Annotated in this window: 12 protein-coding genes; 2 read left to right on the top strand and 10 right to left on the bottom strand. The window is 36.4% G+C overall.

The window, feature by feature from the left end; genetic code table 11:
• Positions 1 to 700 precede the first annotated feature (700 nt).
• Entirely contained in the window at positions 701 to 1,585 is an 885-nt protein-coding gene (locus tag K9V48_RS24040; protein WP_224141641.1) for a DMT family transporter, read from the top strand.
• 452 nt (positions 1,586 to 2,037) lie between these two features.
• Here the strand turns inward: K9V48_RS24040 and hprK are convergent, their stop codons facing one another.
• The 7 genes from hprK to K9V48_RS24005 form a co-directional block, all read right to left on the bottom strand.
• Positions 2,038 to 2,970: an HPr(Ser) kinase/phosphatase gene (gene hprK / locus K9V48_RS24035; RefSeq protein ID WP_224141642.1), complete on the bottom strand. Its 933-nt coding sequence runs from the start codon at positions 2,968 to 2,970 to the stop codon at positions 2,038 to 2,040.
• A gap of 442 nt (positions 2,971 to 3,412) precedes the next feature.
• Entirely contained in the window at positions 3,413 to 4,507 is a 1,095-nt protein-coding gene (locus tag K9V48_RS24030; protein ID WP_224141640.1) for a GerAB/ArcD/ProY family transporter, read from the bottom strand.
• A 489-nt stretch (positions 4,508 to 4,996) separates the two neighbouring features.
• Positions 4,997 to 6,472 carry a protein adenylyltransferase SelO gene (locus tag K9V48_RS24025; protein WP_224141639.1) on the bottom strand — a complete coding sequence of 492 codons (1,476 nt, stop codon included), beginning with the start codon at positions 6,470 to 6,472 and terminating at the stop codon, positions 4,997 to 4,999.
• A 163-nt stretch (positions 6,473 to 6,635) separates the two neighbouring features.
• Entirely contained in the window at positions 6,636 to 9,020 is a 2,385-nt protein-coding gene (locus K9V48_RS24020; protein ID WP_224141638.1) for a polyprenyl synthetase family protein, read from the bottom strand.
• 226 nt (positions 9,021 to 9,246) lie between these two features.
• Positions 9,247 to 9,927: a DUF3885 domain-containing protein gene (locus K9V48_RS24015; RefSeq protein WP_224141637.1), complete on the bottom strand. Its 681-nt coding sequence runs from the start codon at positions 9,925 to 9,927 to the stop codon at positions 9,247 to 9,249.
• Positions 9,928 to 10,090: 163 nt separating this feature from the next.
• Complete coding sequence (locus K9V48_RS24010) at positions 10,091 to 10,516, bottom strand: immunity protein CdiI family protein (protein ID WP_308012618.1); 426 nt, start codon at positions 10,514 to 10,516, stop codon at positions 10,091 to 10,093.
• Positions 10,517 to 10,777: 261 nt separating this feature from the next.
• Positions 10,778 to 11,647, bottom strand: a complete 870-nt coding sequence (locus tag K9V48_RS24005) for a LysR family transcriptional regulator (RefSeq protein ID WP_224141636.1) — start codon at positions 11,645 to 11,647, stop codon at positions 10,778 to 10,780.
• A 123-nt stretch (positions 11,648 to 11,770) separates the two neighbouring features.
• Here K9V48_RS24005 and K9V48_RS24000 point away from each other — a divergent pair, with 123 nt between their 5' ends.
• Complete coding sequence (locus K9V48_RS24000; RefSeq protein ID WP_224141635.1) at positions 11,771 to 12,715, top strand: DMT family transporter; 945 nt, start codon at positions 11,771 to 11,773, stop codon at positions 12,713 to 12,715.
• A gap of 673 nt (positions 12,716 to 13,388) precedes the next feature.
• Here the strand turns inward: K9V48_RS24000 and K9V48_RS23995 are convergent.
• The 3 genes from K9V48_RS23995 to K9V48_RS23985 all read right to left on the bottom strand — a co-directional run bounded on the left by K9V48_RS23995 (position 13,389) and on the right by K9V48_RS23985 (position 15,484).
• A complete protein-coding gene (locus tag K9V48_RS23995; protein ID WP_224141634.1) occupies positions 13,389 to 13,820 on the bottom strand; it encodes a GNAT family N-acetyltransferase in 432 nt (143 codons plus the stop codon).
• 148 nt (positions 13,821 to 13,968) lie between these two features.
• The gene (locus K9V48_RS23990; protein WP_224141633.1) at positions 13,969 to 14,379 is read right to left on the bottom strand and encodes a hypothetical protein; all 411 of its coding nucleotides are present in this window, start codon (positions 14,377 to 14,379) and stop codon (positions 13,969 to 13,971) included.
• Between the two features lie 610 nt (positions 14,380 to 14,989).
• The gene (locus K9V48_RS23985) at positions 14,990 to 15,484 is read right to left on the bottom strand and encodes a hypothetical protein (RefSeq protein WP_224141632.1); all 495 of its coding nucleotides are present in this window, start codon (positions 15,482 to 15,484) and stop codon (positions 14,990 to 14,992) included.
• Between the last annotated feature and the right edge of the window lie 193 nt (positions 15,485 to 15,677).

Genomic DNA, 15,677 nt, shown 5'->3' with positions numbered 1-15,677 from the left:
TGAGCCAGGATCAAACTCTCCAATAAAGTGTTTGACTTGCTCATAAGTTTTGTACTATATAGTACGTTTATGTTAATCGAAATTAACGTTGGCACGCTTGGTTTTGTTTAGTTTTCAAAGATCATTGTATCGTCGTCTCTCAGAAGCGACTTTATAAATATATCACTTCCACGATGTTACGTCAACACTTTTTTAAAAAATGTTTTTCGTTGTGTTTCAAAACACCGCCTATCAATTCGACAAGAATTAAATAATATAACAGATTCACTCTATTGTCAACAACATAAATTAAATTAACTTACAGCCATTTTTTATTAAAAATCAAATCCTACAACAGAAGAACTTTTCTAGACATTCCATATTAGTGCGATTAATCAAAATAAATTTCAAGTTAAAGGCAATAATTATTTAATTATCAACATAAATACACCTCCTCTCAAGTCGCTAAAACAACACTAACCCAAATTATATTTTGAAGAGTTTCTTCTATAATAGAAATGCCTTTTAACATTTTTAATATTGATTAACGGCTATTCTTAACTACTGTATATCAAAATTATCTTTTTCTATCTTCTTAATTACTCATTAGCCCAGTCTACATTTTAACGAAATCATACAGCAAAGCAAAAATGTATACGAACGATCCTCGTAAGTATAAAATAGGACAATTAGCATTCTGTTAGACGGAAGGATGATAAACTTGTTGCAAGCATATACTTGGCTAACTTTTTGTGTAGTGGTATGGGGAAGCAATTTTGTATTCGGAAAGATTTTAGTCCAAGATTTTTCCCCAACTCTGTTAACCACTCTTAGACTATTGTTTATAGTATTATTTTTAGTTGGATTATCCTCCTATAAAACACACTTTAAACGTGTAAATAAAAAAGATTTACTTACGTTAATTTTCCTAGGGGTTATTGGTGTATTTATAAATCAATGGTCCTTTTTTGTGGGGTTACAAACAGCTGATCCAACTACATCTGCATTAATTTTAGCAACTACCCCTATTTTAACTGGCCTTTTAGCAGCTATTTTTTTGCATGAAAAATTAACAATTCGCATGTTGATGGGATCTATTGTGGCAATCATAGGTATTTACTTTGTTGTAGCAAAAGGCAATTTATCCTCTTTACATATCGATAAAGGTTTATTATGGATTGTACTAACGATGGTTACATTCGCCATTATGATTATTATGACGAGGCTTCTATCTCAAAGAATAGATCCACTTACCATTACTTTATATTCGAATATAATAGGCTTTGTGGTATCGATTCCTTTTGTTTTTTTACTAGAAACTCCCTTACGAATAAGCTCTGATCTATCTGATTGGACTTTTCTGATTGGAACTGCTGTTGTTGTACACGGTATAGCTACACTGATTTGGAATAACAACATTAGACATGTTGATGCTTCAAAGGCGTCAATATTATCTAATTTAGAACCTTTTGTAGCAATGATAATGGGATTGATCATACTATATAAACCAATAACTGGTACAGAAATTGTCGGATCTCTATTTATAGTGGGAGGAGTTGTACTATCTACGTATCAAAAAAAAGGTGAAAAGCTGAATAATTTCTAGCAATAGTTACCTTATCAATCGTATGTATGATCTTCGAATCGAAACCTGATAACCTTAAAAGATACCTTAATAAGATAGCTGCAACATTAGTCGCAATCAAGGAGGTTCATGCAACCTCCTTGATTTGAGTCACAAATGAAAACGATTACCTCCATCAAATTCAACTTCAACGTTTCTTTCTAATCTTTTTTGATATAAAAAAAGGTTTGCAGAATTATTTCAGCAAACCTTCTGGTGGAAATCTATACATCTCTTAATTTGTAAAATTAATCTGAATCACCTTAACAGTGTTCCACTTTTTATTTGTTCTCAATATTTATTCTGTAGAGGCCTAACGTTTTCGCTTTATGTATTCAGCTTTATTTCGTTTATATACTGAAGAATGAAGGAAACTTGTAGATTAAGGGCTTTTTCCCTCTTAGACCTTAAGGCTAAGACGGCACAATGGATCATTACCAACTAGAATTAGGAGTATCAGACTCTAGACGTCTCATGAATTCTTCTGCAGCACTGTACCCTTGCTGCTTTAGATACCAGTTGTTTGCCGCTGCTTCTATTAACCCTGCTACATCGCGGCCGGGCTGAAGTTGTATTTCAAGATGAGGAACTTGAACGCCCATATATTCCGTAAATGTTGATTTGACTTCCAGGTCATTATTCAGGGAATTTTTCTGCCATTTTGTCAATTCAATATCAAGCGAAATCCTCGTTTCATCCTGAAAAGCTTTTCTCCCATATAAACGCACCACATTTAATAAACCGACACTACGAAGAGCAAGAAATTCCTTCGTCTTTTCATCGTGAGTACCCAGAAGTGTCCGTGGGCTAAGCTTTTTCAATACGACAATATCATCAGCAACAAGCCGGTGCCCCCGACCAATTAATGTGTGCGCTGTTTCACTTTTGCCGACACCTGACTTTCCACGGAGTAAAATCCCCATTCCAAACACATTGATACAAACTCCATGTATCGCGATTTCAGGCGCTAAAGCTTTTACCATATACGCATCTAATTTCATAATAAATTCAGATGTAGTTTCAGGTTCGTTTGTACATAACAACGGAATTCCCTCTTCTACACAATATTGAGTCAAATATGTTAGTCCTTCCTTCCCTGCCGGAACGATAAAGCAAGGAGGATGATATTTGACAATATTACCTATTCGCAACTGTCTTTCATCAATGCTTAATTTATGCAAATAATTAATTTCCTTTTTTCCAAGTATTTGAACGCGTTCAGTCGGAAAAAAATCAAAATGACCAACAAACTCCAACCCCGGACGATGCGCTCGTGATTGCGTAATCTTTTGCTGTAGCTGATTTTCCCCTGCTAATACCTTCAATGAAAACTTTTGAACTAAATCTTCAACCGTTAATAATTTCACGTCCATGATACTCACCGTCCTTTATAACTTTTTTATTCTGAATCCATTTCTTCAACAATTGTTGTTTTTTTAAATTGATCATTGTTTCTTAATCTTATGTAGTGGAAAAACTCAAATGCACTTTCAAAAAATAATAGATATATAGATACTATCATTTTTCGAGTAAAATAATGAGAAAATCACAAACAAATAAAGAATATATTTAAATACTGTAAGGTAATTTTATTTATTTTTTAGGTTTCTAACGAAAGTAGAATCTGTGATTTGTTATACAAACAATTCTCCTATTACAATGAAAGGAAAAATGTATCAATAGAACGAGCCTTCCATCAGTGGGTCTTATCAGATTTTCACGAGCAGTTCTCCGCTTATCTTCTATGTTGCTCTTGAATCTTAAGGTAGGGGTGTTACTAACCGATAGAAAATGAAGGTTGATGGCTTCTCACTTTCCCATTTTATTTAATCTTTGTCGAACAAAATAGACTATACATAATAGGAAAGGAATATAGAGTGAAAAAATTGGGTAAACATTTTTTAATACGATATCACTTTGGTTCATATGCGCTTTATAGCTTCCAGCAAAGAAGATTGAAGTGAAAAGAGTGATAAGACCGAATAGGATAATTAGACGATTTTTAGATACTTTGAAAATAGTTGCTCCACCTATTACAGCAGCATACATAAAAATAGTAATTTTGAAATAAGCGTTAACAATTAACCAAATCATAAAAAGAGAATCTAGTCTTTGAATAAAATGACCAATGTTAACTTTTTGGACCATAGCTAATAAAGGCGCAATTGAGCTATTTCTTATTTCTTCCCCTAGAACTGCTATAGTTAAGAATTGTGTAAACACTAGGACCACTCCACCACAAATGACTCCCGCCAGCCCAACCTTTAATTGTGATTTTGATTTATTCAAATAAGCAAAAATCATCGTAAAACAAATAATTTCACCAAAAGGAGCCATCCAAGTTTCATTTCGAGTAGTTCTAATAATCGTTCCCCAGCCTGGTTCCAAAACAGGTCTTATGTTCTCTAATTTTACGACATCAGAAAAGAATACAAAAATGACCATTATGATTCCAGTGAGTAGGATATAAAGAAATAAAATCTCGCCCGTCCTACCTATAACTTCTATCCCTAAAAATATGCCAAAAAGGACAGGCAGCATAAGAACGGTTCCAATAGCCCACACAGGAGTGCCATCTAAGAATAAAGGAACGAGTTCCATTGCATCTCTAACATCTCGTGCAGCGCCATACAAAAAAAAGAGAATATAAATAATACCGACAATTGTTCCGATATGTTTCCCAAGAATTTTAATGCAATATTCTGTTAGTACTAAGTTCGGATACTGTTTATTTAGATAATAATACATTATAAGTAAAGGTAAGCCGCCAAGAAGTCCAAGTAAAATGGAAATCCAAGCAGCCTGTTTGGCATCTGCCCCTATTGGAAAGATAATCGTCGTCCCTAAAACAAAGATGTAAATCAAAGTGAATACCTGATAAGAGGAAATCTTTACGTTCTCCATTCTTCAAATACTTCCCTTTCAGTAATGTTCGGAAATTTTTTATAGTCGCTAGATTCAGCATCCAGGAATAACTATAACCCTCACATTAATAGTCGTATCTTATCTTTTACCTATTTTGGTAATTTATTCAGTGATATAATCCTAGGGAATAGAAGGATTCGTCTTCATCTCCAACGTTAAAACAAATGAAGGTGTTGTTTCCTTCGCCATTTCCAACCCTCTTGCACAAACACATGTTCCTATATTAATTATAACAAAATACCTTTACTAATTGTACTTTTTTAGGGAAAAAATATAAAAATGAAAATTCCTCCCACACCTGAAAGAATGGGCTTCCTTTGCTTTAAGTTCTGTGATTTTCCCCCATGCCTAAGACCACTCTCTTTATCACGCACACAAAAGAAAAAGGACTACTAATTAGCCCTTTTTCAGCAAACAGCTATTCTTCATTTTCACTTTCTATCAGGTAGTTACTCTATTGCTTCTATTTTATGTCCCACAATACGTTTGGTAAGGTATTGTTGATGACTCAGGCAGTTTCGAGTAATCCTCCTGTTCGCGAGTGTGAGCATAGGGGCTTGAAAGAACATCAAGCAGCCGGTCCATAACGGTATAATCACCCTGTTTCACCGCAGCTTCTAAAGCTTCCTCTACCCGATGGTTACGAGGAATTAGTGCAGGATTGCTCTTTTTCATTAACTGATGCGCGGATTCTTTTGTTTCCTTCTGTCGTTTTAGTCTTTCCTGCCAAAGCTTATACCACTGTTCAAATTCATCTGTACCAAACAGATCCTGACCCTCTAACCTATCAAACGTTAATGCACGAAAGGTATTCGTATAGTCTGCATGATACTTCTGCATTATTTTTAGAAGATCGTCAATCAAGGCTTCGTCTTGTTCCTCTTCATTTACCATCCCCAGTTTTTCTCGCATTCCCGCGAGCCAATGACGATGATACAACTTTGAATAACCTGAAATTACATCCTGAGCAAGTTCCAAAGCTTGCTCCTTGTCATCATGCAACAGCGATAATAAACTTTCAGCAAATCGCGCGAGATTCCAACCAGCAATATACGGTTGATTACCATAAGCATAACGGCCTTGAACGTCTATAGAACTGAATACTGTTTCAGGGTTATAGGCATCCATGAAAGCGCATGGTCCATAATCAATCGTTTCTCCACTAATCGTCATGTTGTCAGTGTTCATCACCCCGTGAATAAAACCTACTAGTTGCCATTTAGCAACCAGCATCGCCTGACGCTTCACGACCTCCTGAAGTAAGGAAAGATAGCGGTCTTTGGAAGCATCCGCATCTGGAAAATGCCGTTTTATTGTATAATCAGCCAGTGCTTTAAGCTCAGAGACTTTACCTAATCCTGCAACGTATTGAAAAGTACCGACGCGCAGATGACTGTCTGCCACGCGGGTTAGGATCGCACCAGGCAGATCAGCCTCCCGAATGACAGACTCACCAGTTGATACAACAGCGAGACTTCGGGTGGTAGGAATACCAAGCGCATGCATAGCCTCACTGATGATGTATTCACGCAGCATCGGTCCAAGTGTCGCTCGACCATCGCCCCCACGTGAGTACGGCGTTCTACCTGAACCCTTTAGTTGAATGTCAACTCGTTCATTTAAAGGTGTAATCTGCTCACCTAAAAGCAGCGCTCGTCCGTCACCTAACATCGTAAAATTCCCGAATTGATGACCCGCATAAGCTTGAGCAAGAGGGAAACCTCCTTCGGGAATCCTATTGCCACCAAGCACCGCTACACCATCATTGCTTTGCAGCGCCTGAACATTCAACCCAAGCGATGCTGCCAACGAAGTATTCAAAATGACCAACTTTGGTGAATGGACAGGATTTAGGTTGAGGCTACTAAATAATGATTGTGGCAGACGTGCATAACTGTTATCAAAATTCCATCCTATTTCCATTAATTCATTTTTCTTTATCATCGTAACTCCATCTCCACTTTTAACTTTTTTATTCTTGACGTAAAGCAAACATCATCGGCATTCTGTAATATCTTTTATTCTCTACTGTCTAGATTAGCACAATACAATTCATTTTAGTGTCTACCTCTCCCAATTGATTATACGCTTTTCAGACATAACAAAATCAATGATCTCGGTTCACGATATAATTCAATAAATGTTTCAAAAAAGTGGTATTGCGTGGTACTTCTTGCAACGTATCCATTGCAAGACAATAATGGTCCCACATCGCTTTTCTCGCATCAACAGAACCTAAAATTGACACAAAAGTTGAATTTTTGTTCTCAGCATCTTTTCCGATTGGTTTTCCGAGTTTGCTTACAACTCCTTCCACATCGAGGAGGTCATCCTTAATCTGAAACGCAATGCCGGCATGATATGCAAATTTCTTTAACGCCGCCATTTCCGACTCTTGTGCTTGAGCGAGAATTGCAGGCATGATGAGGGAAGCTTCGAAGGCGATTCCAGTTTTATAAAAGCTCATCCTATTTAATTGTTCTAGTGTCAATTGTTTCCCTTTCGAATCTAGATCCACCGCCTGTCCCTTACACATTTCCTCTGTCACTTGAGCTGAATATCGAACTAAGTTCAGCACGGTATTCGAATCGAACTGGTTGAGAGATGCTTGTTCTTCAATTGCCTTCTGAGTCAGAAAAAGACCAGTTAATTCAGCTGTAGCAATGTTATACACCTGATGAAGGGTTGGACGCCCCCTGCGGATGGATGCATTATCCTGAGATGGCAAGTCATCAAAGATGAGGGATGCCGTATGCATATATTCCAATGATCGCAAAAGTGGCATAATAGCCGATTTATTTAATCCATATTCGTTCACGCCCATGACCCAAGTGATGATTGGCCTTAACCGCTTCCCATCACCTTCTAAACTGTAATTTGCAGCATCGATAATTGGCTCTTTCATCAAAGGAACATGATTGCCTTTAGGGATGGCTAAACTCTTGTTGATTTGATTGCGTACAGTTTCGATTGTAGCTAAAAAATCTTCCTGCTCTTTCCGCTCATTCTTCAGAATCGAAATCATATGATCACGAAGTAGTTTATCAAAGAAATCTACATCATCCGCTTTTTGAACCAGATGTTGGATGAGACGATTGAATTTTGGATTTCCCGAAGCAAAAATCTCCATTACTTCTTTGTATTTTTTCGTTCCCATTCGTTCCTTAAATCGTTTCAAACCGTTTATTGCCCGATTAAGAATCACCTCACGAGTCTTCTTATCTGATTGATATACATTATGGATCAAATTGAAGATGACCGTCCAATATAATTCAAAAGGGTTTATAAGATCCTGCCGCATATCATGATATTTCATATAATAGGTATAAGGCGTTACTGCACCTTCCTTCATGTCATCAAACATATCTGCAAAATCATCTGCCAGCTGATTGTAAATGCCATAAAAGAATGTCTGGTTCTCAAAGCTCTCATCCACAGGAGCATTAATTAATGACCGGACAATTAATCGTGAAGAAAAGGATTTTAATATAATCGGAATATAAAGCTCTTCATTGGTGTAATTTGCATTGGTGAGATCCTTTAAACGATCGACTTCCTGTGAATGAAAAAATATATAGGTTTGTTCAAAAAAGTTTTTTCGTGTCTCTCGTCGCTGATGGGACTTAATATAGTCGAAGGCTTCTTTTAGTTCAGAATGAATAAATCTGATCAAGTCCTTGTTCGTTCCAGTCCACTCTCCCAGCTCCGGCACAGATCCTGTGATAAGTGTGGTCCGTATCAGATCGGAATAGTTCTTTTCTTCCTCAGCGGATAAGATTTTCGCATCCAAAAGATCGTCAATGAAGGGATAAGTCAAACCATAGGAATAGCCCAGCCTAATGGCTTCATCAAGTTTTTGCTTACGTTCCTCAGGAGATATCTCGGCATCCATCTCTTCAACCACATGCATTAGGACACCAGCAATGATTTTAATTAGTTTTCGCTGAGCTTGCTCAGCATCCATCCCCTTTGGAATATTAGAGGATACAATCTTTAGTTTATCTACCACCCAGATCATGGTGGATTCAATGCCTTCCTTCTGGGCCTTGCGATACAACCCGACCATACTAAACGTCTCGGATTTGTCACCTCGGTCTTTTACGGTGGAATCGGTAAGATGATTTTTCAAACTGTCAACTACATGCCGAATCCTTGTCTGAGTCTTAGTTGAGTCTAGTGCTTTGCCCAAATCACGCATGAAAATATAGGAGATGCTTCGATCCAGGTAATGATCAAGTTTACCTGTGTAATTCAGCCATTGGATATATTTGTGATACTCCTTTTGATTAGACCTTCTCTTCCCACCCGAAAAAAAGGATAATAATGAAGAATGATGAATATGGTTTTGTTTCCAGGAGTGTAGATCATTTGTTAAGGTAGGGACATAGGTCTTTTGCATAACCTGTACATTAAGTGATGTAAAATAATCTGCCGCCTTCTGCTCAGCAAGCCGGTAGCATGATTCCGCATTTTCTATTAACTTCTCATCCATCTATACATGACCTCTACTTACTGTTCTCTTATATATGTTTTGCCCTATCATCGTAATTGGCATTTTTCTTTCAGAATTGACTTTTCTTGAAATAATCAGTATCACCCTCTCTTAGAAGAAACGGACTGCTTCTAATTTATCCTTACCTCACTTAATTTCGAAACATTGGTAATATCTCATTTTATGTCCTCTATTAAAAATTTCACAAAAGAGAGCTACCGCACAATTATTTAAAGCGTTGATTTATCTCATCACGACAATATTCATCAACCCAATTAGTATATTTTTCATATAAAGGACGTATCGTTTCAATATCACGTGCGATGACTTCACATCCTCGATCATCATAAATGTATAGGATGACATTTTTAGTAACGTTGATGAAGAATGCATCTGGACCATATAAACCATAAGGATTATGTAACCTTGGTTTTAATGGTGGGAAATCTTGGTTACAAATTGCTTTTACTAGCAAAGGAAAACGAATATCTTGTTTGCGACATTCTAATGAAAATTGGGAGGTACAACGCTCCTTAGCTTCTTCTTCATCATCAAACATATAGGGAAGAGTTTCTTGCTTTAAACGAATCCTTCTATTGTTATTTGTTATGTAATGACTATATACCTTCATTTTCTTTTTGCTTCTTCCTACATAATCATTACACTGATAGACATTCGTTACCAAAAGAATTTTATCTTCGGTTGCGAAAATATCATTAAAAAGTAGTAGAGCTTGATTATATACTTGATTGAAATACTCAGAATTTAACTCATCTGTTTCACTTTTAAATTGATAAAGCCCCTTAGCCAATTCAAAATGAATACTTATATCCCATTGATGATAAAGACTTGGTTTCAAAACAAGTCCAGGGAAAATCCTCTGTATATAATCTCTTACTTCCATCATGTGTTGTCTCCTATTCAGAAGTGTAGTTATCTAAAACTTCTCTCACTTTGCTCATAAAGCGAGACTTCCATCAGTGGGGGTTTTCTTCATTCCCCCACTGATGGTTAGCGAGACTTATCATGCTCAGGAACGCCACATCCTATGGCTTCGCCTGAATTGGACGTCAATCGTTCGTCGGATCTTTACGGGCAGTTATCTCCCACTTACCTTCTTTGCTTCTCTCGAATCTCGAAGTCGGAGTTTTACTGCCCGTTAAGGTGGGATAAAATCTCGCACTGGAAGATGGCATAAATGTTATTTTATATTTACCGCCAAGTTCCCTTTTCAACTTTTCCGTTAAAGCAACTCCAATTTGATTAAATTTATCTTCCAGTTCAATCCCATTCGGTAGCAATTTATCTATCTTCCAATCAATCCATTCCCCATACTTCGCTGCCCACAACGACAATTCCTCCGCTAATTCTTCTGAAATCGGAATGTCTTCTATATCGAGATTACAGCCGCATTGATTACACCAAATCGGGTCTGCTCCAACATCACCTTCTATTTTAAATTCCTTTGTTTCGCCACTCTCACAACAACAGTTCAAGCATTTTCACCTCCAAATGAATGATTATTATCAAACTTTCACATCAAATCCTCCTAATAAAGCCAACAATAAAAACTCATTGTCACCCTTCATAGCTACTGCTATCATGAAGCAGCGCCAGAATGAAAATTTTTTCAAAGTCAATCGTTCAAGCCGAGATGTTTTTATAATGTTGGATATTGATTATTTTCTTTCTTTCAATTTTAGGCAAGGGGACTCCTTTATGAAGTAACTAGCAAGTCAATTCGTATTGAAGCGTTTCTACTCACTTAACCATGCTTTCAAATATTCAATGAACTTTTTCGTAGCTGGTGCAAGGGTTTTTAACGATGTAACAGCAATACCAATTGTACGATAATTTTCGCCTTCTAACTTAAGAATTCGAACGTTGGGTGGAACCCGATGTAAAACCATTTCCGGAAGTATACTGATTCCCATCCCAATTCCAACCATGGAGATAATGGCTTGATCATCTTCAAGTTCAAATTTTATATTAGGAGTAACATTGTTTTCTGTTAAAATTCGTTTTAAATCATTATCGCTCCCTTTTTTCGACTTGATTAAAGGCTCCCCCTTGATCATATCAAAGCTAATCTCATTCTGTTCAGCTAAAGGGTGTTCTTCTGAGAGGATACAGAGCATTCGATCCTTTTTTAAGGGAATTACTTCAAAATGTTGCGAAGTCGGTAGAGATACAAATCCAAAATCAACCAACCCAGTCGAGATCCAATGCTCGACATCATCATAATCCCCTTCCATCAGCTTGATTTCGATCGAAGGATGATATTCATTAAATCTTTTCAAGATTTCAGGTAGCCAGTGAATCGACACACTCGAAATCGTTCCAATCCGTACAGTACCGATTTCTAATCCCTTGATATTCGCTACTTCTTGACCCATTTCTTCGTTCCATTTTAATATTTCACGTACGTATTTTAAGATGCGCTCTCCATTATTAGTTATATGAACACCTGAACGGCCTCGATTGAGAATCGAAAATCCCCATTCTGATTCAAGACTAGAAATCGCATGGCTTACGGCTGATTGAGTTAACCCAAGTGTTTCACCTGCTTTTGTGAGGCTCCCTAATTCCACAACCGTACTAAATATCTCAAACTTAGCAAGGGACAATTCAACCACTCCTTTTACATGAATTTTTTTCATGTAAATATTTAAAAACATTCATTTTTCTAATTTCAACTTTACAATTATACTAATAACTAATCAATTTGAGCTAAGAGTGGGGAGCAAAAAATGAATCGGATTAATTTATTTAAAATAGGAAATGGAATTGGATCGAACACCCAAGTAAAGGCAGATTTCATGATGCTAATCGTTACGATATTATGGGGATCATCCTATTTGTTTATGAAGATGGGTCTCGATTCCCTTCAAGGATTTAACTTAATAGCATTACGCTTTTGTCTAGCCTTTATCTTGGCCGGAATTGTCTTTTACAAGCGTTTAATACATATTGAGTCTAAAACAATTTTTTACGGATTTTTATTAGGAACCATTTTATTCTTAATCATGTCTGTTGTCACGCTGGGATTAAACTTCACCTCCATTTCAAATGCGGGATTTTTATTTAGTCTTTCAGTTGTATTTATCCCTTTATTACTAGCGATCTTTTTTAGAAAAAGACCTGAAAAAAAGGTAGTTTTGGGCATTAGCGTCTCTATAATCGGAATCGCTCTTTTAACATTAAATAACGCATTACAGATTAATTCCGGAGACTTCCTAATCACTTTAGGTGCATTATTTTATGCGGTTCTCATCATCGTTACGGATAAGCTAACAAAAAATGTTGACTCTATCACACTCGGGATTTTACAGCTCGGCTTTGCTGGGGCGTGGGGACTGTTATTTTCATTCTTATTCGAAGAGCCACATCTTCCTCACACAACGGAATCATGGGTTTCTATCATGGCATTAAGCATACTTTGCAGTGCAATTGGATTTATCGGTCAAGCCACCGCACAAAAATATACAACTCCAACGCACACAGGTCTGATCTTTTCATTAGAACCCGTTTTCGCGGCATTATTTGCTTTTATTTTCGTAAGTGAAACACTCCCAGCAAAAGGATATTTAGGGGCAATCCTTATCTTATTAGGTGTCTTAATTGCGAAGATTGGTTTTAAAAAGCCAATTTTGAGAAAAAGTTTCAACAAAGCAATTAACGGTTCTGAGGCCTAACTTACTATCTCATAAAGCGAGACTTACCTTAGCTTTTACGGGCAGTTATCCCCCACCTTCGCCTCTTTGTGATTCACTCAAGCTTAGAGGTGGGGGTATTACTGCCCGTTAATGCGGGATAAATATTCCCAGCTTCTTAGTTTTTTAACAAAGGCTGTTTCAGTAAACTTTGTTGTTTTTAAACTTACTTGATTTCTAATTCAACTTTTCGAAATGATGTATCGTCCATAATCATGATTTATTGTCAGAACTTGAGATTTATTGTCCAAGCTCAAGGTTTTATTGTCTGGTTTTGAATTTTATTGTCCGAAATCACCAAGGTATCGACCAACCTTCAATTTTCGATATATTTTTCGTCCCGCTCTGTAACTGCTGTTAATCCTTTTATGTTTAAAAACAACAATCTTTTAGAAAAGAGCCTTAACAAAATATGAAGTGGGGATTTCTAACATATTGAACATATCTGAACGCGTAACATCATTCGAGAGGGATCAATTAATCCCCCTCGAATGATGTTACGGTTTCTTTTACAGCCTATTGGGTTGAGCATGTTTCTTTGAAGAGCTGCTATTCCTTCCAAATCCTTCTATGTTCAATCGACAATCAGCAATTTGTACGGGAATATCTCATCAATAAACGATCTTCTTTCACTAGAGTCCCCTTTGTTGAAAAATCATAATTTAAGTAATAGTACATTTTCGTCATAGTTTTCTCTACACCATTGATGCTTCTTTAAAACCTTTCTGTTTATTGTATCTTCTTTAAGGTCAAACTCTTTAAAACCAAATTTCTCATAAAAATTCTTCAACTTTTCAAACGGTAGACAATAAACACGCTTCAAATTACGCTTGTTCGTTTCCTTAACCAAATACTCAACTAACTCGTTTGCAAGTGATAAACCTCTAAATTCTTCTACTATATATATTCCGCCAAGTTCTGCTTCTTCTTTATGTAAATAAACAATTCTACCAATCCCTGCATATTCATTTTTGTAAGTTACTAGGGCAACTGTTTCATTTTCCAAATTACTTGGAACAAATCCAACTTTCCGATAATGTTCATTAACCCATTTGAGGTCCTCTTTTGTTGCTAATCTTATTCCCACTTCTTATCCCTCCTCCATCTATTTTATTAAATATAAGAAAAAATCCCGAATAAACGGGATTTTTAATTAACCTTTTTATAAAGGTAGTCTAAGTGAATCACCTTGGCATTAATAAGAATAAGAGCAGGCAATGCATTCACTGTGCCCATTAGTCAAATATTTCAACAGTTACGATAGAATTTTCTGGTGTAATGCCATTTTCAATATCGCCAGAAGCAAAATCTCCATATTTTCTTGGTAGTTCAATATACTTAACCACTTTTTTGTCTTTCACAAATACAATTAAATTAATATCATCCCGATAATCTATCCCTGTAGCATTATTCCATTTAAAGCCCAATTTTTCTGTCATGTATTCTGATGTTGTATAGGGAGGAAAAATATACGCTTTTTCCCAAGAAAAATCAGTTAGAGCGTTTAGATCAACCTCATTTTGATCTTTATTTAAAAAAACAGAATTCATTCTCCTTTCAACAAGATCATCATTTATTTCTAAATTGTGATGACATCCAGCGAAAAGAATACTACTTATGATTAAACAAGGAATAAGAAAGTTCATATATACATCTCCCAAAAATATTTAGGCAACTACCCGAGAGCAATAACATTTATTCAATCTTATCTATCACTCTTGCAACCAGTAGCATAGCACCGTTTCTTAAAAAGGATAATTATAACAATCCCTGTCCAAATCAAAAATGCACAAGCAATAAAAGGATAAGAGGACGAATCGAATGCATATAATGTCTTATCTATTATGGTTGGGTTTTCCTTGTATTCAATGGCATAACTACCTACAATGCCGCTAAAAAATGAATATATAAGAAATCCTAAGATACTTATAACGAGTTGAACGATATACACTACTTTCTTCATTTATTTTCCCTTTCTCCCCAAATAGGCTTTGATAACAACAGAAGCTCGATTAGCTTTAGTAGATCAACATCATACTTACCTTTCTGGAATTGGTAAATTAATCCATAGTTTTATTGTACAATAACTAGAGATAAACTTGATGTTTTTCTAACACTTATCATTCACCAAAACTTCTAATCTGCCTTGTATATCAACCAACAGCTTAACGCTTCTTTTTTTAGTAGTTTTGGCTCAATAGAATTAGTTGTATCTAATTCAAATTTCAACTTTAACATATGTAAATCCCTCACTTGTCATCGCGTAGTTAGGTAAGGAGAGTCAAACCTTTCAACGAATAAACCAGATCGTGTAACAGCATCTTTTGTCTTCGTACAGTCTCTACTCTCCCCAATGTACATATAGTAATCGTATCCAAAATGAACAAAGAATTGGTTTTTAAAGCCTAATTTGCACCAAATCACATTCCGTAATGTCAACTTGGCTAACTCTTGGACTTCCTGAACCGTTATGGCTTTTCCAATCCAAATCTTTGATAAGAATTCATTAGCATTTTGACTTTTAACCTCGTCAGACCATTGTTCCAAGGCAATTACATGAACCCTATTTAAACCCAGTTCAGTCATAAATGAACGAATAGCATTAATGTACTTTTGCTCCGTTTTTAGATATTCTTCTCTACTAACCTTTGTCCCTACCTCTGAAAAACAAGTCCATTCTTCAGGAGTAAGATAACTTCCATCAGCATCCCTATTTAATGGATCATATTTTGTTACTCGCCAAGAATACAACAGCCAATCTCTCCTTCTAAACTAATCAAACTATAAAGTGAGACTTCCATCAGTGGGGGTTTTCTGCATCCCCCACTGATGGTTAGCGAGACTTATCACGCTCAGGAACGCCACATCCTGTGGCTTCGCCTGACTTGGACGTCCTGTCCTTCGTCGGATCTTTACGGGCAGTTATCTCCCACTTATCTTCTTT

Source organism: Metabacillus rhizolycopersici (assembly GCF_020075705.1).
Note: the sequence above shows the minus strand (reverse complement) of the source record. Positions and strands in the feature narration are given on the sequence as shown.